Source organism: Kaistella flava (ex Peng et al. 2021) (assembly GCF_015191005.1).
Classification (GTDB): Bacteria; Bacteroidota; Bacteroidia; order Flavobacteriales; family Weeksellaceae; genus Kaistella; species Kaistella flava.
The window spans coordinates 2,699,083-2,723,285 of sequence record NZ_CP040442.1; the positions used below are offsets into that span (position 1 = coordinate 2,699,083).

General features: G+C 35.6%; 24 protein-coding genes. 16 read left to right on the top strand and 8 right to left on the bottom strand.

All coding sequences use genetic code 11. From position 1 onward, the window contains the following. Nucleotides 1-9: 9 nt before the first annotated feature. Nucleotides 10-255 carry a hypothetical protein gene (locus tag Q73A0000_RS12010; RefSeq protein ID WP_193811179.1) on the bottom strand — a complete coding sequence of 82 codons (246 nt, stop codon included), beginning with the start codon at nt 253-255 and terminating at the stop codon, nt 10-12. Nucleotides 256-414: 159 nt separating this feature from the next. On the opposite strand from Q73A0000_RS12010, the gene Q73A0000_RS12015 reads away from it, so the two are divergent. The 3 genes from Q73A0000_RS12015 (at nt 415) to Q73A0000_RS12025 (ending at nt 3,156) form a co-directional block, all read left to right on the top strand. After that, nucleotides 415-993 (top strand): tRNA-(ms[2]io[6]A)-hydroxylase, encoded by a 579-nt coding sequence (locus Q73A0000_RS12015; protein WP_193811180.1) that lies wholly within the window; start codon nt 415-417, stop codon nt 991-993. A 70-nt stretch (nt 994-1,063) separates the two neighbouring features. Next, nucleotides 1,064-1,687 (top strand): DUF502 domain-containing protein, encoded by a 624-nt coding sequence (locus tag Q73A0000_RS12020; RefSeq protein ID WP_193811181.1) that lies wholly within the window; start codon nt 1,064-1,066, stop codon nt 1,685-1,687. Between the two features lie 92 nt (nt 1,688-1,779). Next, nucleotides 1,780-3,156: a tryptophanase gene (locus Q73A0000_RS12025; protein ID WP_193811182.1), complete on the top strand. Its 1,377-nt coding sequence runs from the start codon at nt 1,780-1,782 to the stop codon at nt 3,154-3,156. A 113-nt stretch (nt 3,157-3,269) separates the two neighbouring features. Here the strand turns inward: Q73A0000_RS12025 and Q73A0000_RS12030 are convergent, their stop codons facing one another. Beyond that, complete coding sequence (locus Q73A0000_RS12030; protein ID WP_193811183.1) at nt 3,270-3,452, bottom strand: CPXCG motif-containing cysteine-rich protein; 183 nt, start codon at nt 3,450-3,452, stop codon at nt 3,270-3,272. Nucleotides 3,453-3,494: 42 nt separating this feature from the next. Continuing rightward, the gene (gene msrB / locus Q73A0000_RS12035; protein ID WP_410504131.1) at nt 3,495-3,989 is read right to left on the bottom strand and encodes a peptide-methionine (R)-S-oxide reductase MsrB; all 495 of its coding nucleotides are present in this window, start codon (nt 3,987-3,989) and stop codon (nt 3,495-3,497) included. Nucleotides 3,990-4,107: 118 nt separating this feature from the next. On the opposite strand from msrB, the gene Q73A0000_RS12040 reads away from it, so the two are divergent. Then, nucleotides 4,108-5,352 carry a DUF445 domain-containing protein gene (locus tag Q73A0000_RS12040; RefSeq protein WP_193811185.1) on the top strand — a complete coding sequence of 415 codons (1,245 nt, stop codon included), beginning with the start codon at nt 4,108-4,110 and terminating at the stop codon, nt 5,350-5,352. Between the two features lie 38 nt (nt 5,353-5,390). Here the strand turns inward: Q73A0000_RS12040 and Q73A0000_RS12045 are convergent, their stop codons facing one another. Further along, a complete protein-coding gene (locus Q73A0000_RS12045; RefSeq protein ID WP_193811186.1) occupies nt 5,391-6,398 on the bottom strand; it encodes a quinone-dependent dihydroorotate dehydrogenase in 1,008 nt (335 codons plus the stop codon). Nucleotides 6,399-6,561: 163 nt separating this feature from the next. Between Q73A0000_RS12045 and Q73A0000_RS12050 the strand changes: the two genes are divergently transcribed. The 7 genes from Q73A0000_RS12050 (at nt 6,562) to Q73A0000_RS12080 (ending at nt 15,274) form a co-directional block, all read left to right on the top strand. Then, nucleotides 6,562-8,313, top strand: a complete 1,752-nt coding sequence (locus Q73A0000_RS12050; protein WP_193811187.1) for a TrkH family potassium uptake protein — start codon at nt 6,562-6,564, stop codon at nt 8,311-8,313. Nucleotides 8,314-8,325: 12 nt separating this feature from the next. Beyond that, nucleotides 8,326-9,012, top strand: coding sequence for a potassium channel family protein (locus Q73A0000_RS12055; protein ID WP_193811188.1), 687 nt, complete (start codon nt 8,326-8,328; stop codon nt 9,010-9,012). 235 nt (nt 9,013-9,247) lie between these two features. After that, nucleotides 9,248-10,177, top strand: a complete 930-nt coding sequence (locus Q73A0000_RS12060) for a hypothetical protein (protein ID WP_193811189.1) — start codon at nt 9,248-9,250, stop codon at nt 10,175-10,177. Between the two features lie 45 nt (nt 10,178-10,222). Further along, nucleotides 10,223-10,714, top strand: coding sequence for a hypothetical protein (locus Q73A0000_RS12065; RefSeq protein WP_193811190.1), 492 nt, complete (start codon nt 10,223-10,225; stop codon nt 10,712-10,714). A 262-nt stretch (nt 10,715-10,976) separates the two neighbouring features. Next, nucleotides 10,977-12,518: a glycine--tRNA ligase gene (locus Q73A0000_RS12070; RefSeq protein WP_193811191.1), complete on the top strand. Its 1,542-nt coding sequence runs from the start codon at nt 10,977-10,979 to the stop codon at nt 12,516-12,518. Nucleotides 12,519-12,623: 105 nt separating this feature from the next. Continuing rightward, the gene (locus Q73A0000_RS12075; protein WP_193811192.1) at nt 12,624-13,763 is read left to right on the top strand and encodes a serine hydrolase domain-containing protein; all 1,140 of its coding nucleotides are present in this window, start codon (nt 12,624-12,626) and stop codon (nt 13,761-13,763) included. Nucleotides 13,764-14,053: 290 nt separating this feature from the next. After that, a complete protein-coding gene (locus Q73A0000_RS12080) occupies nt 14,054-15,274 on the top strand; it encodes an aminotransferase class V-fold PLP-dependent enzyme (protein WP_193811193.1) in 1,221 nt (406 codons plus the stop codon). Between the two features lie 215 nt (nt 15,275-15,489). Here Q73A0000_RS12080 and bcp read toward each other — a convergent pair whose 3' ends face one another. Beyond that, the gene (gene bcp, locus Q73A0000_RS12085; RefSeq protein ID WP_193811194.1) at nt 15,490-15,942 is read right to left on the bottom strand and encodes a thioredoxin-dependent thiol peroxidase; all 453 of its coding nucleotides are present in this window, start codon (nt 15,940-15,942) and stop codon (nt 15,490-15,492) included. Nucleotides 15,943-15,974: 32 nt separating this feature from the next. Between bcp and nth the strand changes: the two genes are divergently transcribed. Next, entirely contained in the window at nt 15,975-16,592 is a 618-nt protein-coding gene (gene nth, locus Q73A0000_RS12090; RefSeq protein ID WP_193811195.1) for an endonuclease III, read from the top strand. Between the two features lie 39 nt (nt 16,593-16,631). Here nth and Q73A0000_RS12095 read toward each other — a convergent pair whose 3' ends face one another. The 3 genes from Q73A0000_RS12095 to Q73A0000_RS12105 all read right to left on the bottom strand — a co-directional run bounded on the left by Q73A0000_RS12095 (nt 16,632) and on the right by Q73A0000_RS12105 (nt 21,313). Further along, nucleotides 16,632-16,985, bottom strand: coding sequence for a response regulator (locus Q73A0000_RS12095; RefSeq protein WP_193811196.1), 354 nt, complete (start codon nt 16,983-16,985; stop codon nt 16,632-16,634). A 4-nt stretch (nt 16,986-16,989) separates the two neighbouring features. Continuing rightward, on the bottom strand, nt 16,990-19,230 hold the full coding sequence (locus Q73A0000_RS12100; protein ID WP_244140855.1) for a PAS domain S-box protein: 2,241 nt from the start codon (nt 19,228-19,230) through the stop codon (nt 16,990-16,992). 289 nt (nt 19,231-19,519) lie between these two features. Next, the gene (locus tag Q73A0000_RS12105) at nt 19,520-21,313 is read right to left on the bottom strand and encodes a DUF885 domain-containing protein (RefSeq protein WP_193811198.1); all 1,794 of its coding nucleotides are present in this window, start codon (nt 21,311-21,313) and stop codon (nt 19,520-19,522) included. Between the two features lie 82 nt (nt 21,314-21,395). Here Q73A0000_RS12105 and Q73A0000_RS12110 point away from each other — a divergent pair, with 82 nt between their 5' ends. From Q73A0000_RS12110 to Q73A0000_RS12125, 4 genes are all read left to right on the top strand, one after another. Next, complete coding sequence (locus Q73A0000_RS12110) at nt 21,396-21,956, top strand: hypothetical protein (protein ID WP_244140736.1); 561 nt, start codon at nt 21,396-21,398, stop codon at nt 21,954-21,956. A gap of 93 nt (nt 21,957-22,049) precedes the next feature. After that, on the top strand, nt 22,050-22,730 hold the full coding sequence (locus Q73A0000_RS12115) for a MotA/TolQ/ExbB proton channel family protein (protein WP_193811199.1): 681 nt from the start codon (nt 22,050-22,052) through the stop codon (nt 22,728-22,730). A 1-nt stretch (nt 22,731) separates the two neighbouring features. Then, nucleotides 22,732-23,130: an ExbD/TolR family protein gene (locus Q73A0000_RS12120; RefSeq protein WP_193811200.1), complete on the top strand. Its 399-nt coding sequence runs from the start codon at nt 22,732-22,734 to the stop codon at nt 23,128-23,130. A gap of 206 nt (nt 23,131-23,336) precedes the next feature. After that, on the top strand, nt 23,337-24,191 hold the full coding sequence (locus Q73A0000_RS12125) for a ferric siderophore ABC transporter substrate-binding protein (protein WP_193811201.1): 855 nt from the start codon (nt 23,337-23,339) through the stop codon (nt 24,189-24,191). The last annotated feature ends 12 nt before the right edge of the window (nt 24,192-24,203 follow it).

Sequence of the window (24,203 nt, forward strand, 5' to 3'; positions counted from 1 at the left end):
GTATAAGAACTAGTCTCTTTTTCCATTACCTCTCGCAATAATTGCGATAAGTACGATGACAAATAATCCACCAATTACCCAATAAAGGGGATTCGAATACCATTGCTCCGTAGTAGTCGTTTTAGTAGTTGTAACATTAACATTCAAATCTGGATTTTTCGTTGCTTCTTGAGCCAAAGCCAATGTGCTAAAGAAAAAAGTAAGCATAAAAATTCCAAATTTTTCCAGCCCGTTTTTTAAAGATAAAGTGTTCATAATAGTTTATTTTTTAATGTTAATTATTGATTATTCAACATTTATGCCACATATTAGCCTTTACATTCGCAATTGCTATAATTAAATACCATTTTAGCAAATGTCTAAAGTCTGGGACCATGCTTTTAATTTCATTAAATTTACGCCAAAATTAAGACGATGTTTAAATTAAGACTTTTGACCGATCCGCGTTGGGCGAATATTGCTGAAGGTAATTTAGAAGAAATCCTGACGGATCACGCTTGGTGCGAACAAAAAGCCACGACCAATGCGATTACGATTATAACCATGTGTCCGGAATACCCGGAAATCGTTACGGAGCTTTTGAAAATCGCACAGGAAGAATTAGAACATTTCCAGCAAGTACACGAAATCATAAAAAAGCGCGGCTATACTTTCGGTAGAGAAAGGAAGGATGATTATGTTGGTCAGTTATTTAAATTCATTGTTCAGGGAACACGCAAGGAATACATTATCGACAGAATGCTTTTTGCGGCGATGATAGAAGCAAGAAGTTGTGAAAGATTCAGAGTTCTAACCGAGAATATCAAAGATGAAGAATTGAAAACCTTCTATAAAGATCTGATGATTTCTGAAGCGGGACATTACACGACTTTTATTGGGTTCGCACGACAATTAGGAGATGTTGAAAAAGTAAATGCACGTTGGGAAGAATGGTTGGATTATGAAGCCGAGATCATAAAATCCTACGGAAAAAAAGAAACCATTCACGGTTAATATTTTTTTTAAAACTCATCTAAAATTTACTTATTTTTACGGTTGAACTTTTAATGATTACCAGTCGTAGATGATAACTAAACACCAATTTGAGAAATTACTTAACACCTTTGCAAAATCGTTTTTCCAAGGTTTGTTAATTATAGGACCTTTTGCCTTAACAATTTGGATTATTTGGTATATCGTTTCGAGTATTGATAATATCATTCCGTCTTTATCCGACCACTTTTATCCTGGAATGACCTTCGTTATTGTTATTTGCTCCACAACTTTAATCGGTTATCTTGGAAGTAAATTCATTATCGGAAGAGTAATCGTCGACAGTTTCGATTATCTGCTGGAACATACTCCGGGAATTAAATTCATCTACACTTCTTTGAAAGACGTAATGACTTCTTTTGTTGGAGATAAGAAAAAATTCAACCAACCGGTTCTTATTAAAACTACAGAAAATCCCGCTATTTGGCGCATCGGATTTTTAACGCAAAGTGACCTTTCGTCTGTTGGTTTTCCCGAACACGTTTCGGTTTATCTTCCACATTCATATGCTGTTTCGGGTTGGGTCGTATTTGTTTTAGCAACTAATATTACCATTTTAGAAAATGTAACTGCTGCACAAGCAATGAAATTTGCTGTGAGTGGTGGCGTTGCCGGATTCCACTCCGATGACAATGTCTTCAAAGCGCCGGAATGATTAGTAATCAGTAATGAGCAGTAAGTAATTTTTATACTTATCGCTCGCAGTTTTTTATTACTTATTACCAATTAATTATTCCTCATCCTTATATGAAATTACCGTACGCAGAACCATTTAGAATTAAAATGGTTGAAGAAATCCGCCAATCTACCAAAGAAGAAAGAGAAGAATGGCTAAAAAACGCCAAATACAATTTATTTAATTTAAAGTCTTCTCAGGTTTATATCGACTTATTAACTGATTCGGGAACGGGCGCAATGAGCGACCAACAATGGGGAGCCTTGATGACAGGAGACGAAAGTTACGCAGGTTCTAAAAGTTTCGAACAACTGCACCAAACCGTCCAAAAGATTACTGGTTACAAATATTTACTTCCAACACACCAGGGCAGAGCCGCTGAAAATGTCTTGTTTTCAGTGTTGGTAAAAGATGGTGATGTGATCCCAGGAAACTCCCATTTCGATACTACCAAAGGACATATTGAAATCAGAAAAGCCCACGCCATCGATTGTACCGTTGATGAAGCTTTTGATATTGAAGATCCACATCCGTTTAAAGGAAACATCAATTTAGAAAAACTCGAAGAAGTTTATAAAGCGCATCCAAAAGAAAAAATTCCTTTCTGTTTAATTACGATTACCTGTAATTCGTCAGGAGGACAACCCGTTTCTTTGGAAAATATGAAAGCCGTAAAAGAACTTTCTGACCGTTATGGAATTCCAATCTATTTCGATTCTGCCAGATTTGCGGAGAATGCTTATTTCATTAAAATGAGAGAAAAAGGTCAGGAAAACAGAACCATAAAAGAAATTGCAAAAGAAGCATTTTCTTATGGAGTTGGAATGACGATGAGTTCAAAGAAAGATGGTTTAGTTAATATCGGTGGTTTCATTGCTTTGAATGATGCAGAGATTTTTAAAAAAGCTTCTAACTTCACGATTATTTTTGAAGGTTTCATCACTTATGGTGGAATGGCCGGAAGAGATATGGCAGCTTTAGCCGTTGGATTGAATGAAGCGACAGAATTTGAATATTTAGAAAGTCGTATTTCACAGGTAGAATATCTGGGAAATAAATTAATTAAATTCGGAATCCCTGTGCAGAAACCGATTGGCGGACACGCAGTTTTCATTGATTCTCTGCAATTCTTACCCAATATTCCAAGAGAAGAATATCCTGCTCAAACTTTGGCGAACGAAATTTACAAAGAAGCGGGAATAAGAACTGTAGAAATCGGAACTTTATTAGCCGACAGAGATCCAGAAACACGTATCAACCGTTATCCAAAATTAGAGTTGGTTCGTTTGGCAATTCCGCGTAGAACGTACACCAACAATCATATGGATTATATTGCGGTTGCTATTAAAAATGTTTACGACAGAAGAAACGAGATTCAGAAAGGATACAATATCGTTTGGGAATCTGAAATTTTACGACACTTTACGGTAGAATTAGAAAAAGCTTAAACCTTTGCTTTTTCACCTTTAAATAAAAACCTCGGCTTGCGTCGAGGTTTTGCTTTTTGTAATTGAATTCTTTTCACAAACTATCGTACAAATATGTACTTTTTTATAGAAATTTACTGCTCAATACTCACCGCTTCAAAGCCAACCAATTCTTCGGATTCAAAAATCACGTGCAATTCTATCGGATTACAGCAAACTTCGCAATCTTCTATATACGTTTGGTTCGGAATCGAAGGATCCAAAAGCGCAGAAATTTCTTCCCAACAGTATGGACAGGTATAAAAATATTCTACCATAATTAATCTTTTGAGCAGTTCTGTTTTTAATAAAAGTAATTTTTATTTTGTTGATTTTTCGCTATCGCCCACAAATTCCAGACTTACAGAATTCATACAATAGCGAGTTCCAGTTGGTGGCGGACCATCGTTGAAAACGTGACCTAAATGCGAATCACATCTTTTACACAGGACTTCGGTTCTTTCCATTCCATAGGTTGAATCTCGTTTGTAAGCGGTTCCTTCTTTGTCAGCTTCGAAGAAACTTGGCCAGCCACAAGTGGAAGAAAATTTGGCATCAGAACGGAATAAATGATTTCCGCAGACCGCGCAGTAATAATCACCTAACTCGTCATAGATGTTATACTTACCAGTTCCTGGTCTTTCTGTATTGGCTTCTCTTGCCACGGCGTATAAATCGGGATCGAGGATTTTTTTCCATTCAGAGTTGGGAACATCCAGTTTTGTTCGGTCTGTTCGGGAATAGTATGGATTGTTTTTTGTAGTTGAATTTTCCATTGAGGTAGATTTTTCGGTTGGTTTAATTGGAGAACACATTTGCAACGAAACGCAAAATAATATTGAAAGTATGATTTTCATAAATTTTAAAACTAATTTTCTAGTGAGATCGTATCGATTTTAAGTTTTGCGATTCAAATTTAGTACATTTGAAATAATGAATGATATAGAAAAAAAGATACAGCTGAGGAAATACAAAATGTTTGCCACAGGACTTTTCGTTTTGATGGCTATTGTATTTGTAGTAATGACGATTTTAGAAAAGAAAAATGATGCGCATTGGATTGGCTATATTCGTGCCTTCTCAGAAGCGGCGATGGTCGGTGCTTTGGCAGATTGGTTCGCAGTTACAGCGCTTTTCAACTATCCTCTCGGAATTAAAATTCCGCACACCAACCTGATCGAAAACAGCAAAGAAAGAATTGGCGACAATCTCGGAAATTTCGTGGTTGATAATTTCCTTTCTCCCCAGAACATTCGTCCTTATATTCAAAAGATCAAGATTTCAAATTTTGTAGGCGAGTGGCTTTCGAAAGAACGCAATCAGGGAAATTTAATAAAAGAGGTTTCGAATATCATTCTCGATATTTTAAATAAACTGGATGATACTGAAGTCGTGAATTTCATCGGCAGAAAAGCGAAAGAAATGTCTGATGATTTAAAAATCAATGAAATTATTGGTAACGGACTCGAATATGTTTTAGATAAAAAAGACCATCAAAGATTCATCACCAATCTTTCGAAACAGATTAAAGAATACGTTTTGAACAATCAGGAGATGGTAAAAGAACGCGTGAAAAGTGAAAGTTACTTTTTGATTCCAAAGTTCGTAGATAACAATATTGCTGACAAAATTACCAACGGACTTTCGAAATATTTCGAAGAAGTTGAATTGGATGAAAACCATTCTTTAAGAAAAGAAATCACGCAGAAGCTTTACGAGTTTTCTAAAGAAATTAAAACCGAAGAAAAATGGGTTGAAGAATTTAGAAACATTAAAAACGACTTTTTGAAAGAAGAAAAAATTCAACAGTATTCGACAGATATTTGGAACTCAATTAAAAAATCTCTCTCTAAAGAACTGGAAGAAGAAAATTCTGCGCTGAAAAATTATATCAAAAAAAATCTTACTGAACTTTCTCAAAATTTACAAACCGATGAGAAATTTCAAAACAAAATCGATGGTTGGGTTCGCGCCACAGCTTATAAATACATTCTAAAAAACACGCATCAATTCGGCGCTTTAATCAGTTCCACGGTTGGAAACTGGGAAGGTAAAGAACTCAGCGCAAAACTGGAACTGGAAGTCGGAAAAGATTTGCAGTTTATCCGCGTGAATGGAACAATTGTCGGTGGATTAGTTGGATTAATTATTTATACGGTGGCAAATTTCTTTATCTGATGCGGAGCGCTGTTTAGAGCTCCAAGCTCTATCAGCACTTAGATTTTCTCCAATATTTTCTGGTTGATTTCCCGAATCAATTCCGGTCCTTCATAAATAAACCCGGTATAAAGTTGCACCAAACTTGCGCCGGCTTCCAATTTCTCTAAAGCATCTTCTGCAGAATGAATTCCGCCAACACCGATAATTGGAAAAGCTTTTCCGCTTTTTTCAGAAAGAAAACCAATGACTTCTGTCGAACGTTTTGTTAAAGGCTTCCCGGAAAGCCCGCCCGTTTCTTTTTTATTTTCTGAATTTAAATTCTCGCGAGAAAGCGTCGTGTTCGTTGCAATCACTCCACCAATTTTTGTTTCTTTAATGATATCAATAATATCCAAAAGTTGCGTATCCGTTAAGTCAGGTGCAATTTTTAAAAGAATTGGCTTCGGATTTTTCTTTGTTAAATTTAATTCTTGTAAAGTTCCGAGCAGTTTTGTCAAAGGCTCTTTATCCTGAAGTTCACGGAGATTTGGCGTATTCGGTGAACTTACATTAACCACGAAATAATCAACGTGATCGAACAATTTTTCAAAACAGATGATATAATCGTTGACGGCTTCTTCATTCGGCGTAATCTTATTTTTACCAATATTTCCACCGATGAGCACGTTTTTGTTTTTCTTCAATCGTTCTACGGCAGCGTCTACTCCACCATTATTAAAGCCCATTCGGTTGATAATTGCCGAATCTTCTTTTAAACGAAACAATCTTTTCTTAGGATTTCCATCTTGCGCTTTCGGTGTTAAAGTTCCGATTTCTACAAAACCAAATCCTAAGTCTGAAAGTTCGTTGAACATTTTCGCATCTTTATCGAAACCTGCGGCTAACCCAACTGGATTTTTAAATTTCAAACCGAAGACTTCTCTTTCTAATCTTTTATCTTCAATGGGTTTTGGAAGAAAAATTTTTGTTAGAAAACGGAAATTCTTTAATAATGAAAAAGTAAAATAATGAACTTCTTCTGGGTCGAATTTGAATAAAATCGGACGAATAATGGATTTGTACATAGAAATAAAGGTTGGTTACAAAAATAAGCAAATAAGGATAGGCACCGAAAAGCTTTCTATAAATTCTTTTATTAAAAAGCTTTTTTAGCCTTTTTATTTGAAATTTATTTACATTCGTAGTACTTAAAAATCTAAAAACACTTTTACAGTGCACTTTTGAACAATGTGGAATAAACAACTAAACCTTTTTTCTTTTTATACGAGTCTTTTAGCCGTGTTGATCATGATTGTCGAGACTGGCTTTTTTGATGAATTTCTGTTCCGCAGTCAAATTATTTATTTCTATGATTTCAGTTTTATTCTTACACTGTTCAATATATTGTATTACAATTTTTATAAGAAAAGCCCTCATACAAGGAAAATATGGCCTTTAGAAATTCTCGTAACCGGTTTTATCATTGTTTATTATCTGGCGCGTTTCGAATATAACTTTTCCCCAACGCATACGTTTCAGTTCTTTAGTCTTCGGCTATTGTACGTTTTGATTGTCCTCTGTTTCATTCGGGATTTCTCCAGTTTGAATATCAATTTTAAAAGAACTTTTATTAATCCGGCGCAGCTTTTTATCTTAAGTTTTCTCGCTATTATTTTGTTTGGGACCGCACTACTCATGATGCCCAATGCGACTGTAAACGGAATTAAACCTTTAGACGCACTTTTTACTGCTACCAGTGCCGTTTGTGTTACGGGACTTATTGTTTTAGATACTTCTAAGGATTTTACATTGTTCGGGAAAATTATCATCATTTCACTCATCCAAATTGGAGGTCTCGGAATTATGACTTTTGCAAGTTATTTCAGTTACTTTTTCCGTGGTGGCGCTTCTTATGAAAACCAGATCAGCTTGGGCGAAATGACGAGTTCTGATAAATTGGGAGAAGTTTTTAATACCCTAAAAAGAATTATTATTATTACCGTAATTATAGAAGCGTTAGGTGCGGTTATTATTTATTCAACGCTCGATTTGTCTTTACTTGATGGTTCGGTCAATAAAGGAATCTTCTTCTCTATATTTCACGCCATCTCTGCGTTTTGTAATGCCGGGTTTTCTACGTTAAGCGGTAATTTATACGAGCCGGGCTATCAATTTAATTACGGATTGCATTTTACGGTTGCATCTTTGTTTATTTTCGGTGGTCTCGGATTCCCAATCGTGTACAATGTCTATAAATATTTAAAAACGTTGATCAGAAATTTCTTTTTTTCTCTTTTTAGCAAAGAAAAATTTCAGTATACGCCTTGGGTCATTAATTTGAATTCGCAGATTATTTTAACCACCACGTTCTTGCTGCTATTATTTGGAACCGTGTCAATCTACCTGTTTGAATATAATGGTGCTTTAAAAGATCATTCCACTTTTGGCGCTTGGGTTGAAGCATTTTTCATCTCTGCCAACAATAGAACCGCTGGATTCAATACGGTAGATGTGAATTTAATTTCTGCTCCAACCTTGATGATCTGTATCTTTCTAATGTGGATTGGTGCCTCGCCAGCTTCTACCGGAGGAGGTATTAAGACCAGTACTTTTGCGATAGCCGTATTAAATATTATCAGCCTTGCGAAAGGAAAGAAAAGAACAGAAATATTCCGTCGGGAAATCGGAGAACATTCCATCAGAAGAGCCTTTGCAATCATTGGCTTATCTCTGTTTGTTTTAGGAATCGGGATCTTTCTCCTTGTTATTGCAGAACCGGATAAAGATTTACTGACTTTGGCTTTCGAAGCTTTTTCCGCCTTCTCAACGGTGGGTCAAAGTATCAACACCACGCCGACTCTTTCGCCGGCAGGAAAATTAATCATTATCTCGATGATGTTTATCGGCAGAGTGAGTATGTTCTCTTTATTGATCGCCATGGTGAAGCGGGAGAAATACTATAATTATCAATATCCGAGAGAGGAAATTTTAATTAATTAAATTTAAAAAAACATGAAATATATTGTCATCGGTTTAGGAAATTTTGGACTTTCTCTGGCTGAAAAATTAACCAAATTAGGCAGCGAAGTTATCGGTGTAGACAACAGTATGACTAAAGTTGAAGCTGTAAAAGAAAAAATCTCTTATGCGATTTGCCTTGATGCCACCGATGAATATACGATGGGCGGTCTTCCCTGGAAAGATACCGATATTGTGATTATCGCCATCGGAGAAGACACCGGCGCTAATATTATGGCAACGGCGATGGTGAAGAAACTGCATCCAAATCGTATTATCAGCCGCGCAATTACGCCAATTCATGAAACAATTTTAGAAGCAATGGATGTAGAAACCATTATTCATCCTGAGGATGAAAGTGCGGAGAGGTGGGCGAAAAAATTATCTCTCAAAGGAATGGTAGATTCTTTTGAACTCAGTATCAACTACAGCATTGCAGAAATTGCAATTCCGGACAAACTCGTTGGAAAAACGATAGAACAAGTTGGTTTTAGAAACAATTACAATCTTGTTTGTGTCACGATTATTAAAAAAATAGCCGATAAAAACATGTTCGGAAAAGTAAAACGAATTAATCAGATACAAGGCGTCGTAAATACGGATACTGTTTTAGAAAGTGCTGACATATTGGTTATATATGGTGAAAATGAAGACATTAAGCGCTTCATCAAACAATTTTAATTTCATTCATAAATTTCTTCTATCAATTTTACACAGCAATTTTTCGGTGTCAAAAAATGGTGACACTAATTACGATGCGCAGAATAAGTACATTTGTCGGTCATTTATTTTCGGTTTAAAATATTAAAGATTTCAATTAAAAAAGATTTTGTTAAAGAATTATTAATTTATGTTAATTTTTTCTTAAAATTGGCATACTTTTTAATGATATCTTTCTTAAAATATTTAATTGAAAATGAAAAAAATTTTATCATTGAGTACACTTTTATTAAGTTGCTTTTTGCTTTCCCAATTCATAAATCCCAAAATCACGCTCAAAAAAGATTGGGTACAAAGCGAAACGTTCAAAGGCTTTGTCGCCGGAAAAAACATAACATTGCATCTGGAACATTATCAAATTTCTGGATGGCACGATAAAGTTTTCTCTGTAACTGGCTGGTATCAGTACGATCAATATCAACAGAAAATTCCGCTTATTGGATATTACAATGGTGATTTATTACTTTACAATTTCGGTGAAAACCAGAAAAAGATAGAACAAACCAAATTTGTAGGAGATCTTTTTTGTTGGACTGAACCCTGTCCCGCTTTTTCTGATTACAAGGAGTTTTTAGAAATAAAACAAGGTGACGGAAAAATTCAAAAAGGGAAACTTAAAATTCAAGATAAAGAATTTACAATTAAACTGAACACTCAATCCCTGGATGTAACCAGCAGAAATGAATGGCTTCATCTTCCTAATGGAAAGGTTTATAATCTACTCGATATTTTAGACGGTTATGGAGGTAACGAGATTGTTTCAACTTTCGAAGATAAAACAGAGAATAGAATTATGCTTTCGTTTGAACGGGATTCCAACTTTAACAAACAAGGAATGTGTGGTGCTTCTCCACCCGAAACCGGTTATCGATTATTGACTTTTGATAAAAACTGGAAGATCAAAGAAATGCAGGTTTATTCTACGAACAGTTGTTTAGACGATGTTGAATGCATGAAAGAAATGCAGACAAAATACGATTATATGAAAGCATATTATCTCTATTTCCAGGACTCTCTTAATCTTCTGACCATAAATCTTAAGAATTCAACTTTTGGCGTGAAAAAATTAAGATCTAATTATAATCCATACAGCTCTTTTTGGTCGAAACGACTGTTTTCAAAATAAAACGATTTCACTTTAAAAAAAATGATATTTTAGCAAAAAAAATCAATGAAAAAAATTCTATTTTTTGGAGCCATATTTTGCTTTCAAAGTATCTTTTCCCAAGTTACAATGGCCGGAAACAAATTAGTGAAAGACGGACAGTCTTATAAATTTTCTCAATACCAACAAGTATTTACAAATCCTGTCGCGAGTGATTATTTTAAACAAGGAAGATCTAACAAAACGGCGGGAGATGTCATTTCCAGCATTGGTGGTTTTGGGATGGGTCTGAGTTTAGGTCTGATTTTAAGTACTCCAAAAGAGCAATCGGTCAGCACTCCATTTGGATCTGCAACGGTGGAAACAGACAATAGTGCGAGATGGACAGTTTTTGGCTTGAGTGCAGGTATTGCCTTGGTATCAATTCCATTTTATGTGGGTGCGAAGAAAAACTTCAATAAAGCGATTGAAACCGAAAATGGAGAATCAACTGCTTTCGAACCATACTTTAAATTAGAAAGTGCTGGAAATGGTTTGGCTTTGAGTTATCATTTTTAAATAATATTTGATTTAAATATTAAAAAGACGGAAAGTGATTTTCGTCTTTTTGTTTTCCAGATGATCTCAGAAGTTAACGGATTTATAACGAAACTTTTCATTTGAAACCGAATCGAAACTAGCCCTGATCGAAACGGCATCCTTATTTATTTTTCGGTGCTGGAAAAGCGGGGCAGAAAATAAATAAGATATAGTGTAGAGCAGGTTCCCGGCTCCTAAAAATTAGAATAAAATTCCCTATTTTTGCACAAATTCTAAAACGATGGCAAAACAAGAAGATGTTTTCAAAAAATTGATTTCGCATGCGAAAGAGTACGGGTTTATTTTTCCTTCAAGTGAAATTTATGACGGTCTTTCGGCGATTTACGATTACGGACAAAATGGGGTGGAACTGAAAAACAACATCAAACAGTATTGGTGGAAAGCAATGGTGCAGCTGAATGACAACATTGTGGGAATTGATACTGCGATTTTTATGCATCCACAAATTTGGAAAGCTTCTGGTCACGTTGATGCTTTTAATGATCCGTTGATTGATAATAAAGATTCGAAAAAACGTTTCAGAGCCGATGTTTTAATTGAAGATTACTGTGCTAAAATTGAAGATAAAGCACAAAAAGAAATCGATAAAGCTGCCAAAAGATTTGGTGAAGCTTTTGATAAAAATGAATTTGAAAGTACAAATCCACGTGTTTTAGAATATAGAGAAAAACAGAAAACAATTCTTTCGAGAATGGCACAATCTCTTGAAAAAGAAGATCTTGCCGATGTGAAAGCACTAATTGAAGAGTTGGAAATCGCAGATCCAGATACCGGTTCTAAAAATTGGACGGATGTACGTCAGTTCAACTTAATGTTCGGAACGAAATTAGGCGCGTCTGCAGACACAGCAACCGATTTATATTTGAGACCGGAAACGGCGCAGGGAATTTTTGTGAACTTCTTAAATGTTCAGAAAACGTCCCGTCATAAATTACCTTTTGGAATTGCTCAAATCGGTAAAGCCTTTAGAAATGAGATTGTTGCGAGACAATTTATTTTTAGAATGCGTGAATTCGAACAAATGGAAATGCAATATTTTGTACCTCCGGGAACTGAATTAGGTTTTTATGAAACTTGGAAAGAAAAACGTCTAAACTGGCATTTGGCTTTAGGTTTAGGTGCTGAGAATTACAAATTTCACGATCACGAAAAATTGGCACATTACGCAAATGCTGCGGCTGATATTGAGTTTAAATTCCCGTTTGGATTTAAAGAACTGGAAGGAATTCACTCCAGAACTGATTTCGATTTAAGTGCACACGAAAAGCATTCCGGTCGAAAATTACAGTATTTCGATGCTGAAAGAAACGAAAATTATGTTCCTTATGTGGTAGAAACCTCGGTTGGTTTAGACCGTTTGTTCCTGGCAATTTTCTCTAACTGTTTGAAAGATGAAGTCTTAGAAGACGGTTCAGAAAGAACAGTTCTTTCTCTTCCACCTGCTTTGGCTCCTGTAAAAGCGGCGATTTTACCGTTGATGAAGAAAGATGGTTTAGGAGAATATGGAGAGAAGATCTTCAATGATTTGAAATATGATTTCAACATGATTTATGAAGACAAAGACAGCATCGGAAAACGTTACAGACGTCAGGACGCCATCGGAACGCCTTTCTGTATAACGATTGACCACGATTCTTTAACCGACAATACCGTAACTTTAAGAGACAGAGACACAATGAAACAGGAAAGAGTTGCTGTTGCGGATTTAAGAAGAATTATCGACGAAAAAACAAATTTCAGAAATTTACTTTCTAAGATTTAAGGTTTTAAAAAATATTATTAAAGAAAAGTTCCGGAGAAATCTGGAACTTTTTTATTTTAACAGATTTCCATTTATAATCCTAAATTTGTTTTAAACATTTTTTGCATGTTAGAAAAAACTTTAAAAGGAATATTAGTTGGAACTGCAGCCTTAATTGCGCTTGCCTACACTTTTGGATATGATTATTTATTCAAAGGAATTCGTGAAACTTATCTGCGTGGAGAAACTGGTTCAAACATTGATGACGGAACTTATTTCAAGTCTCATACGATTGCTAAAGGAATTTCAGTTCCATGGGTGAAAGATTCTCTATACAATAAAATCTCTCTACCTAAAACTTTAGTTGAAGATTTAAAGCTCTCAAAAACGGCTTCTTTTTTAGTCATTAAAAACGGAAAATTACTGCACGAAGAATATTGGGACGGTTATAACCAAACCTCAAAAACCAATTCTTTCTCGATGGCGAAAGCGATTACTGTAATGCTTGTCGGAAAAGCTATTGAACAGAAAAAGATTAAAAGCATTGATGAGAAGTTTGCGAGTTTCTTTCAGAATTATAATAATGTACCATTAGGGAAATATCTGACTTTGGCTAATTTGGCTGAAATGGAAGCAGGATTAAATTGGGATGAAGATTACAACAATCCTTTTCTGCCCAACGCAAAAGCCTATTACGGAAAATCTTTAGAAGAAGCTGTTTTTTTACGTGGCTTTAAAAATCAACCCGGAACAAAATTCGAATATCAATCTGGCTCAACGCAACTATTAGGTTTTGCATTGAGAAAATCGATCAATAAAACGATTGCAGAATATGCCTCCGAAAACTTATGGCAGCCGCTTGGAATGGAACAAAACGCAGAATGGAATACCGATGACTTCGGTATGGAAAAAACGTTCTGCTGCGTTAATTCTAATGCAAGAGATTTTGCAAAACTCGGACAGCTATTTTTAAATAATGGCGAATTTGATGGAAAGCAAATCCTTAATTCAAGCTTTATTGAAAAGATGCGGACGCCTACAAAATTATCTAAAGAAGCTTATGGTGTAGGACTTTGGATTAATAATGATGCAGCGATTAAACATTATTATTTCAGAGGATTGTATGGTCAGTACATCATCATTATTCCTGAGAAAAATATGGTAATTGTCCGAACAGGAATGGATAAAAGGGAAACGTTTGATGAAAAAGACAGACCGAAACAAGTTGCCTTCTATGTGGATGAAGTAGTGAAAAATTTTGATTAAACATTAAAATTCTTTAACGCAAAGGCGCAAAGGTTTTAACCTGACTCACTCTTAAATTAATTACGGCGCAAAGGCGCTTCGCTTGACTAGGAGGGATTTCAGAATTACTTTTTTGATCTTTAGAATAACTTTAAAATCATCATTCTTTTGTGCCTTTTGTGGTTAAATAAAAAATGAGCTAAAATTGTTTTTGAATATTCCGTCTCTAATCTTTTGTCTTTAAATCTATAATCTAATAAAGATTATTCAATTTAAAATTCCGTAAATTTGAAGCATTCTAAATAAGCATCATGTTCGACATCCAAAATATTCGCAGTCAGTTTCCTATTCTTACTCAAACCGTTAACGGTAAACCTTTGGTTTATCTTGATAACGGCGCTACTTCGCAGAAACCAATTTCAGTTATTGAAAGTTGGGAAAAATATTATTCTACCATCAACGCTAATGTTCATCGTGGGATTCATACTTTGAGTCAGTTAGCGACGGAAGAAATGGAAGTATCGCGAAGAAAAGTGCAGAAATTTCTTAATGCTAAAAATGATTTCGAAGTTATTTTCACCAAAGGAACGACGGAAGGAATCAACCTCATCGCTTATGCAGTAACGAATTTGATCAAAAAAGATGACGAGATTATCATTTCTTATCTCGAACATCACTCGAATATTGTTCCGTGGCAAATGCTCTGCGAAAGAACAGGCGCAAAATTGAAAGTAATTCCGATGGACGAAAATGGAATTCTTCAACTCGATTTTTTAGATCAAAATTTAAGTGAGAGAACGAAAATTGTTTCTTTGAATCAGGTTTCAAACGCTTTGGGTGTTATTAATCCAATCGAAGAAATTATCGCAAAAACGAGAGCGAATTCAAACGCCATGATTGTGATTGATGGAGCTCAATCGGTTCCGCATTTTAAAATTGATGTTCAGAAAATGGACTGTGATTTCTTTGTTTTCTCCGGACACAAAATGTATGCTCCGATGGGAACTGGAATCCTTTATGGCAAAGAAGAAATATTAAGAAAACTTCAACCTTTTCACGGTGGTGGCGAAATGATTGCAACCTGTTCTTTTGAAGAAACGACTTACGCAGATTTACCTTTTAAATTCGAAGCCGGAACACCGAATGTGGGTGGAAATATTGCATTGGGAGCGGCGATTGATTTCATGGAAAAAATCGGTCAGGAAAACATTCAATCTCACGAAAACGCATTGCTGGATTACGCTCAGAAAAAATTATTAGAAATTGATGGTTTAAGAATTTACGGAGAAAAGGCTAATAGAACTGGTGTTGTATCTTTCAACCTTGAAGGAATCGGAATTGCTTCTGATGTGGGAATGATTTTGGACAAGCTGGGAATCGCGGTAAGAACGGGACATCACTGTACGCAACCGATCATGAACTTCTTTAATATTGCCGGAACTGTTCGGGCAAGTTTTGCGGTTTACAATACTTTTGAAGAAATTGATATTTTGACAGAGGGTGTCAAAAAAGCGCAACGAATGTTGAGCTAGGTTTCAGTTTCACGCAAAGACGCAATGGTTTTTACGCAAAGCCGCAAAGTTAATCGTTGAAACTTTTTTGAACTTAATAGCGTATCAGTTTTAACTTAAAACTTTCGTGACTTTGTGGTTTAAACTTTTATCAACTACAAAAGCTGCATTTATAGAAAATGCCACTAATGCACGAATAAAATTATTCGTGCATTAGTGGTCATATTTTTTCGTCTTTACGAATTTTTTAAAATCTGTTTTGCTGCGTCTTTGGTTTTTACCTTATCAATAACGCGGGTACAAATCCCTTTTTCATCAAAAATGAAAGTGGTTCGCATTACTCCCATATATTCTCTTCCCATGAAGTTTTTCATTTGCCAAACTCCAAATTTTTCTAGAATTTCTTTGGATTCATCACCAATTAAAGGATATTGAAATCCGAACTTTACATGGAATTTCTTTTGTACCGAAACCGGATCAGCAGACATTCCTACTATCTGATAACCTTCTTTTTGAAGAAGTGAAATGTTATCATTAATGTCACAAGCTTCAGCTGTACAACCAGGAGTATTTGCCTTCGGAAAAAAGAAGATCACCAATTTCTTTCCTAAAAAATCGGATGACTTTACCGTTTCACCGTCTTGGTTAACACTTTCAAATTCTGGTAATTTATCGCCTACGTTCAACATATTGTTTATTTTTGTTCAAATTTAGATTTAAAATGTTAAAAAAGCAAAGAGCAGAAATCGTAATGACCGAACTGGAAAAATTATATCCTACAGTTCCGATTCCTTTAGACCATAATGATCCTTTTACTTTACTAGTTGCCGTTGCTCTTTCCGCTCAAACTACGGATAAAAAAGTGAATCAGATTTCGCCCAAACTTTTCGAAGTTGCTGGCACTCCTTTTAAAATGAAAGAATTAGAAGTTGACGAAATTAAATATTTAATTAAAGAAATCGGTTTAGCAAATACAAAAGCGAAGAATCTCAAAAGAATGTCTGAACTTTTGGTAGAAAGACATAATGGAATTGTGCCACAGACTTTCGAAGAATTGGAAGATCTTCCCGGCGTTGGTCATAAAACTGCTTCCGTGGTGATGAGTCAGGCTTTTGGTGTTCCGGCATTTCCAGTCGATACGCATATTCACCGCTTGATGATTCAGTGGAAATTAACTTCGGGTAAAAATGTAGTGGAAACAGAGAAAGATGCGAAGAAATTGTTCCCTAGAGAAATCTGGAATAAATTACACTTGCAAATCATTTTCTACGGCAGAGAATATTCGCCAGCGAGAGGAAATAAGGAAAATGATTTTATAACAAAAATGTTATTTGAGTAAATTTTACGAGAGATAATTTCTAAGATTTAACGAGTGGTTTTAATTTAAAAGACTTTCAACTTTATTGACCAAATCATCAATTTCAAAAGGTTTAGCCAGGAAATCATCCGCACCAATTTCTTTGCAGATTTTTTCTGCATCAGGATGAGCAGACATCAACATTACTTTGATATCAGAAGTTTCAGAATTGCGCTTTACTTCTTTGGTTAAAGTCCGGCCATCAAAACCTGACATCAGCATGTCGGTGATGATTAATTTAGGTTTCGCATTGCTGAGTTTCTCTTTATATTCTGCAGGATTACAACATGATGCAACATCATAACCATCAGAAAGCAAAATACTTTCGATAAGTGCACAAATGTCTTTGTTGTCATCAACAACCAATATTTTCATAATTTTATTTTTCTAAAAGTGGCAGCGAGAAGTAAAATTTACTGCCTTTTTGTTTTTCACTTTCGACCCAAATTTTTCCTTCGTGTCTTTCAACGATATCTTTAACGATAAACAGACCGATTCCAAAACCTGGAAAAGTAACCTCATCTTCACCGGAAACACGATAAAAACGTTCGAAGATTTTATTTAATTCTGGTTCATCCATACCAATTCCAAAGTCTTCCACAGAAACTACGGCACAATTTCCCTCAACGAAAAGCTGCACATTAACCTCCTTACTATTAGGTGAATATTTAATGGCATTGGTTAAAAGATTATTTAAAACCTGCGTGATCCGATCTTTATCTGCAAAAACTTCGATGTCTTTCGCGCCGCTCAGTTCAAAGTTAATGTGATGACTTTGTTCTGCTGCCTTAATATCTTCAATGGTTTCTGTAACCAGCTTTAGTAAAGAAAAATCACCTTTATGCAAAGGAAGCTTTCCGGATTCAATACGGGAAATATCGAGAAGCTCACCCATTAAATGGTTGAGTTTATTGATCTGATTTTCAATCGTATTTAAAGAATTCACTAAAAATTTATCATCGGAATTACCGCGCATTTTCTTGAGTAACTGCACATAACCTTTTATGGTGGTAACCGGAGTTTTCAGTTCGTGATTGGCAATCTTGATGAAATTATTTTTATGTTCATCCTGTTTCTTCATGTCATCAATATCGGTACTTGTTCCGACCCATTTTGTGACATTGCCAAACTCATCTAATTGCGGAGCAGCACGGCTTAGAAACCAACGATACTCATTGTTTTTATTACGAAAACGGTGTTCAAAAGAGAACGGTATTTTGTGCGTTACACTGTCAGTCCAAAGACGTATATTTTCATCTCGTTCGTTGGGATGTACAATATCTAACCAACCATTTCCTTCCAAGAAAGTATTATAATCTTTCCCAGAATAATCCATGGTGGCTTGATTGAAATAGGTCAGTCGGCCATCACTTTCACCAATCCAAACAATTTGTGGGATTGCATCGGCTAGAAAACGATACTTCTGTTCACTTTCCCTAATTTTCCGCTCGAACTCTTTCAAGTCCGTAATATCGCGCATTGTTCCAGAAACATAAGGTTTACTGCCTTCAAAACTTTCCAGGAGTCGGCCATATATTTCGACCCACTTCACCTTTCCATCGCGCAAAATAATTTTGGTCTGATAATAAAGGTCGCCGGTGCTTTTTGCTTTTTTTAAAGCTTCATTACGGACTTTTAAATATTTGGGATGAATATGCTTTTCGAAAACCTTACAGTCCAGATTTTCAGTATCAGCATCATATCCTAGAATTGATAAGAACCGAGGAGAGAAATTATATTTATGCTGCGTTTCATAATCCATGTCAAACCTACCTAATTTAGTAGCATCTAAGGCAGTATTTAACTGGTGATGGCTTTCCTGCAGAAGTATTTCGTTCGTTTTCCGTTCAGTAATATCTTGCATTACTCCCAACATTCGGATAGGCTGATTCTCTTCGTCCCGGAATATCTTACCATTGGTGAAAATCCATTTTAGATTTCCCTTTTTATCGATGATTCTTGCTTCGTACTTATATTTCCCAGTTTTTAAAGCACGTTCATAGGCTTTCTCTACAATATTGATGCGGTCATACTCTACCAAATGACCTCTCATTTGTTGATGACTGATCGCATCACCATCTTCGTAACCGAAAATTTTTGATAAGTAAGAAGAATGAATAATTTCGGAATTTTTCAAGTTTAAATCCCAAGTCGCAGTATGTGAACTTTCGGTTGCCAGTCGAAGTCTTTCTTCCTCATTTTTAATTTTGTTTTTAGTTTCCACCAAATCAGTCACTTCTATCACAACACATGCAAAGTGTTGAAAACGGCCAGAATCAGTATAAATAGGATGATAAACAAAATTGAAAAACACATTTTCCAAAATGCCTTGTCTCATCAATTTCCAGCTATATTCTGGAGAATAAAATGGTTGTTTGGTTTCTTTTACATTTTCTAAAATCGGCTTTAATAAGTCTTTCATTTCAGGAAAAACATCAAATACGTTTTTACCGATTACTTCATTTTCGCTTTTCTGGATAATTTTCAGCCAAGCATCATTTGCAGATTCCAGGACATAATCTGCATTAATAAGTGAAAATCCAAAAGGGACTTTCTCGATAATACTTTCCAAAACACCTTCTTTCATAGCAGACAGTGGCTGAGGGAATTGTGGGTTCATCACAAATTTTATTTTTTGAAGGGTAAAAATACTACTTATTTAAATATTGTCAATATTAATATAATAAAGCATCGAAATTTTTAGATTTTATTGAAATTATTTTAAAGCTAAAAAAAACAGGAGCACAGAATTTTACGGTAAAAACAAGAAAGTGTCTCAATACTCGAACTGACGCTCTGAGATTCTGATATTTGAATCATATGCTCGGACAGGAGTCCGTGAGAAAACCATAGAAAAAGCCGTTTCATATAGTTATGAGACGGCTTCTATTTCTAATATTACAAATTAATTATTGCTTCTTCGCCCAATTCTCCATTTTACGGTCTAGAACGTCCAAAGGCAAACACCCTTGATTCAAAACCTCATCATGGAAATTTGGCAAACTGAATTTGGTTCCGAACTCTTTTGTATATTTATCTCGCAATTCACGGAATTTCAATGAGCCAATTTTATAACCTAAAGCTTGTCCTGGCATTGCCATATAACGCTCTACTTCTGCGATTGCACTTCCTTCGTCATAAGAAACATTACTAAGAAAATATTTAATCGCTTCTTCACGAGTCATCGTTCCGGTGTGTATTCCGGTATCGATCACCAATCTTACAGCACGCAGCATTTGATCGCTCAAATAACCCATTTTCTGATAAGGATCGGTGTACAAACCAAACTCTGGACCTAAGGTTTCACAGTAATGCGCCCAACCTTCACCATACGCACCGAACCAGCCAAAACGCATGAATTTAGGAAGTTTTGTATTTTCCTGTTGTAAAGAAATTTGATAATGATGACCTGGAATGGCTTCATGTAGAAACAAAGACTCCATTCCTGAAGTCACATTGAATTTCGTCGGATCAGGAATTGGAATATAGAAAATCCCCGGTCTTTTCCCATCTGGAGTTCCCTGAATATATTCTGCACTTGCGGTGGCTTCTCTAAACTTTTCAGTTTGACGAATTTCAAATGGAGTAATCGGAGTTACGCCAAACATCGTTTTTAATTTCGGAGTAATCTTAGTTAAGATTCCATTGAACGCACCGATAACTTCCTTTTCCGTTTTATAAGGCATTGCTTTCGGATCTTCTTTTACGTGGGTAATAAATTCTTCCAGTGTTCCGGTAAAACCCAGTTCTTGTTTTACTTTGTCCATTTCTGCTCGAAGCATCGCCACTTGTTCCAAACCTATTTTATTGATCTCTTCAGGACTTTTAGTAGTAGTCGTCCAACTTTTAACATAATAAGCGTAAATCTCATTTCCTTTTGGCAAGGCATTAATTCCATCTGTATTTCTTGCTTTAGGCAAATATTCTGTTTCCAGGAAAGTTCCCATTTTGGTATAAGCAGGAACTATTTTTTTAGAAACAACATCTTTGTATGCTGCGGTCAATTTTTGTTTTTGTGCGCTGCTAAAGTTTTTCGGGAAATTTTTAACAGGACCGTAGAAAATGTTTTTATCGAAATCTGAACTTGTTAATTCTTCAGCATTCATTTGAGGAATCATTTTTATCACGAGTTTCTTCGGCAAAACGAAACTGTTCTTAATTCCTTCTCGGAAATTCCCTTCCGCAGTATCCATCCATTCTGGAAATTTTTCCATTCTCTTTAACCAATCTTCATAATCCTTTTCAGTTTTAAAAGGTTGGCTTCCCTCTCCGCTTCCAAGTAAAGGAAAATCCAGTGGCAACCCGCCAAATTGAGTAAAAGGAATATATTCTGGATGATAAGCATATCGCTCAATTTTATCCTTCAAAGTATAATCAAGAACATCGTAAACCGTTTTATCATCGTCATTAAGTGATTTATAATCCAGTTTCTTTAATTCATTTTGAACAGAATTATAAAAAGAAATTTCACCAGAGATAAAATCTTTATCAATGTTAATCGGCAACTGATCGTTATAACGTAAATCACCTTGAGAAGTGGCTTCTAAAGGATAAAGTTTTAAATATTGCTCGTAATAATTAGCTGCAATAGAATCCACTTCAACTGGTGTTACTTTAGTTAACGGTGAATCCGATTTTTTACAACTTGTAAATCCGGTCAAGAAAAATACTCCTAAAAAAGCAGTGCATATTAAGTTTTTCATTCTCTTATTTTTGAAGATGCTAAATTAATTTTTTTTGTTTAAAGTTGTGCTATTGTGAATTAAACACTTGATTTCAATAGAAATGAAATTTACAACAAATAATTTTGCGCAATCAATCTATTTTTTATCTTTGTTCGACCAGTATCGTTATCAATTATTTAACTCAATTTTTCCTATAGAAATGAAAGGGATTTTAAAAATCTATCATCCGGATGAAACCCTTAAATACCACATCCAGAGCACTTACTGCAAAGCAGTTTACAGCAATACTCAACATTTTTTAGAAGTAGAAATTATTACCGATGATTCTTTGGATCATGTAGATGATGATTCTTTGCAGTATAATTTCCCACAGATTTCGATCAATGTGTTCGATTTTCCTATCGAAGACGCAGAATTGGTTGGAAAAACGTTCGAGATTAAAGATGAAGACGCAGATAATTATACGGGGGCAGATCTTTTTGACGACAAAGATGTTTTCCTTACCGATAGCAAACTCGTTTTCAAAAATGATTCTTCTGGAGAATTAGAACTTTTCTGGGAAGGGAACATCACCGATTTTTACACAGGTTCTGACCAGCCTATTCCGTTTAAATTGAAATGTAATTTCAAGCAGGACGAAATTGTTGTAGAAGAAGATTAATTCTATTTATTTTACCCAATCATTAAATAAATACCTTAAAGCCTGTAATATTAAGGTAATTTTGACGTTCAATTTTAAAATCAAAAAGAACTTATGTTTTTACAAACACCTACGCAAATCATCAATACCACAACAGAAACGCATGTTTTTTCACTTTGGGAAATTCTTTTCGGAGGAGGAATTGTCGGTAATATTATTATGATTTCTATTTTCCTTTTGGGAATTTTAGCTCTTTATATATTCTTAGAACGCTATTTTTTCATCAAAAGAGCCTCCAAACAAACTCCTAACTTCTTAGAAAACATTAAAGACTTTGTACAAGAAGGCAAAATCGTAACAGCGATAGATTACTGCAAAACCATTGATTCTCCTGAAGCAAGAATGATTGAAAAAGGGTTGGCCAGAATTGGAAGACCTATTTCTGACATTTCAAATGCGATGCAAAATCAAGGACAACTGGAAGTTTCGAAGTTGGAAAAAAACCTCAACATTTTAGCATCTGCTTCTGGAGCAGCACCAATGTTAGGGTTCTTAGGAACCGTTGTCGGAATGATCATGGCGTTTTTCGAAATCTCAAATGTAACCGGTGCGGTAAGTCCAAAATTATTAGCATCCGGAATTTACACCGCGATGGCAACAACGGCAGTCGGTTTATTCATCGGAATTCCTGCTTACTTTTTCTATAATATTTTGGTAACCAATGTAGACCGTTTGGTTTTAAAAATTCAAACCCACGTCAATGACTTTTTGGATACTTTAAATACCCCGCTGTAATATGGAATTGAAAAGAAGAAACAGAGTCAATGCCGAGTTCAGTATGGCGTCGATGACGGATATTATTTTCCTGTTGTTGATTTTCTTTATGATTACCAGTTCTGCGATTACCCAAAGCGCCATTGAAGTTAAATTACCAACTGCCGACACCAGTAATCCAAGTACTCAGGATCCATCCGTGGTTACGATTAAAGAAGACGGCAAGTATTTTGTAAACGATAAAGAAATCCCAAAAGAACAACTCGAAGACTATTTGGTCAATACTTTGAAAGGGGAAGAAAAACCTTCTTTCACTATCAGAGCAGATGAAAACACCAAACATAAAGATGTTGTTTTTGTGATGGCCATTGCAGAAAATCATCAGTTTAATTTAGCGATCGCGACGACTCAAGAAAAATAAGCAATTTTGTAATTTGCTGAAAATATGAATCTTCAGCCCGTAAAAGCAAAAAAGACCAATATAAAAAGGCACGAAAATTAGAAACCGTTATTCTTATATTCTTTTTGCAAACTTTTGAATTGCTTATTAGTATAAAACTTTTGTGACTTTTGCGGTTAAAAAAAATTTAGACCAACTCTAATTCTCTAAAAAAGAATTCCATAAAAATGGATTATATCATTCAACATAAAAAAAACGAAGAGAAAGACAGACGAAGAAGCGCAATTATTACGGTTCTCATTTCGCTATTGCTTTTCTTAGGGATTTTCTTTTATAAATTTACCAAAATCACCGAAAAACCAGAGCAAGTCACAACAATGCTCATTAATTTCGGAGATAACAGAGAAGGTGCAGAAGTAGAGGAACCCGCCAACCAGGAAGGAAGTTTGGCAGCCAATACAGAAGTTACTCCTGAAGCTAAACCAGAACCGGTAAAAGAAGTGGTAGAACCTGTTGTTAAAGAAAAAATCATTACCGGAAACAATACGAAAATCTCAACTCCCAAAGTAGAGAAAGTGGTAAAAGTGGAAGCAAAAACGCCCACCAAAACCAATCCAGCAAAAGCGACTCCTATAAAGACCAATCCAGCAAAAGCAACTACTCCTAACTCAAACACCGGAACTGGCGATGGCAAAGGAACTGCTGCGGTCGGAAACCTTTTGAAAGGTCGTGGGACTAAAACGGGCACCCAAGGAAATTCCACAACTCCAGGAAATTCTGGCGACCCTCTGGGTGGCGAAGGAAATGGCGACAGTAAAATTGGCGTCGACCGAAAATTAGTTGGCTTTATTCCTGGAACCATGGGACGTGGTGGCGCGCAACCTGCCCACAACTGTTCGGCGAGTGGCAGTATCAATATCGCTTACACGGTCGACAAAGCCGGAAATGTAGTTTCTGCAAGGCGTTCGGGCGGAGTTTCTGATCCGTGTGTGGTTACAGCTTCCGTGAGTTGGGTAAAGCAATTTGTGAAAGCTGAAAAATCAAACAGCTCATCTACAGGAGTTTATAGTATTACTTTTTAAAATTATTTGGGC

Bases quoted from the DNA above. Each gene is read 5' to 3' on its own strand.
- Q73A0000_RS12025 (WP_193811182.1), top strand. From the start codon at position 1,780: ATGAAATTACCGTACGCAGAACCATTTAGAATTAAAATGGTTGAAGAA.
- Q73A0000_RS12075 (WP_193811192.1), top strand. From the start codon at position 12,624: ATGTTAGAAAAAACTTTAAAAGGAATATTAGTTGGAACTGCAGCCTTA.
- Q73A0000_RS12110 (WP_244140736.1), top strand. From the start codon at position 21,396: ATGAAATTTACAACAAATAATTTTGCGCAATCAATCTATTTTTTATCT.
- Q73A0000_RS12125 (WP_193811201.1), top strand. From the start codon at position 23,337: ATGGATTATATCATTCAACATAAAAAAAACGAAGAGAAAGACAGACGA.
- nth (WP_193811195.1), top strand. From the start codon at position 15,975: ATGTTAAAAAAGCAAAGAGCAGAAATCGTAATGACCGAACTGGAAAAA.
- Q73A0000_RS12045 (WP_193811186.1), bottom strand. From the start codon at position 6,398: ATGTACAAATCCATTATTCGTCCGATTTTATTCAAATTCGACCCAGAA.
- Q73A0000_RS12105 (WP_193811198.1), bottom strand. From the start codon at position 21,313: ATGAAAAACTTAATATGCACTGCTTTTTTAGGAGTATTTTTCTTGACC.
- Q73A0000_RS12095 (WP_193811196.1), bottom strand. From the start codon at position 16,985: ATGAAAATATTGGTTGTTGATGACAACAAAGACATTTGTGCACTTATC.
- Q73A0000_RS12040 (WP_193811185.1), top strand. From the start codon at position 4,108: ATGAATGATATAGAAAAAAAGATACAGCTGAGGAAATACAAAATGTTT.
- Q73A0000_RS12115 (WP_193811199.1), top strand. From the start codon at position 22,050: ATGTTTTTACAAACACCTACGCAAATCATCAATACCACAACAGAAACG.
- Q73A0000_RS12100 (WP_244140855.1), bottom strand. From the start codon at position 19,230: ATGAACCCACAATTCCCTCAGCCACTGTCTGCTATGAAAGAAGGTGTT.
- Q73A0000_RS12080 (WP_193811193.1), top strand. From the start codon at position 14,054: ATGTTCGACATCCAAAATATTCGCAGTCAGTTTCCTATTCTTACTCAA.
- Q73A0000_RS12030 (WP_193811183.1), bottom strand. From the start codon at position 3,452: ATGGTAGAATATTTTTATACCTGTCCATACTGTTGGGAAGAAATTTCT.
- Q73A0000_RS12065 (WP_193811190.1), top strand. From the start codon at position 10,223: ATGAAAAAAATTCTATTTTTTGGAGCCATATTTTGCTTTCAAAGTATC.
- Q73A0000_RS12020 (WP_193811181.1), top strand. From the start codon at position 1,064: ATGATAACTAAACACCAATTTGAGAAATTACTTAACACCTTTGCAAAA.
- Q73A0000_RS12010 (WP_193811179.1), bottom strand. From the start codon at position 255: ATGAACACTTTATCTTTAAAAAACGGGCTGGAAAAATTTGGAATTTTT.
- Q73A0000_RS12050 (WP_193811187.1), top strand. From the start codon at position 6,562: ATGTGGAATAAACAACTAAACCTTTTTTCTTTTTATACGAGTCTTTTA.
- Q73A0000_RS12015 (WP_193811180.1), top strand. From the start codon at position 415: ATGTTTAAATTAAGACTTTTGACCGATCCGCGTTGGGCGAATATTGCT.
- Q73A0000_RS12070 (WP_193811191.1), top strand. From the start codon at position 10,977: ATGGCAAAACAAGAAGATGTTTTCAAAAAATTGATTTCGCATGCGAAA.
- msrB (WP_410504131.1), bottom strand. From the start codon at position 3,989: ATGTGTTCTCCAATTAAACCAACCGAAAAATCTACCTCAATGGAAAAT.
- bcp (WP_193811194.1), bottom strand. From the start codon at position 15,942: ATGTTGAACGTAGGCGATAAATTACCAGAATTTGAAAGTGTTAACCAA.
- Q73A0000_RS12120 (WP_193811200.1), top strand. From the start codon at position 22,732: ATGGAATTGAAAAGAAGAAACAGAGTCAATGCCGAGTTCAGTATGGCG.
- Q73A0000_RS12055 (WP_193811188.1), top strand. From the start codon at position 8,326: ATGAAATATATTGTCATCGGTTTAGGAAATTTTGGACTTTCTCTGGCT.
- Q73A0000_RS12060 (WP_193811189.1), top strand. From the start codon at position 9,248: ATGAAAAAAATTTTATCATTGAGTACACTTTTATTAAGTTGCTTTTTG.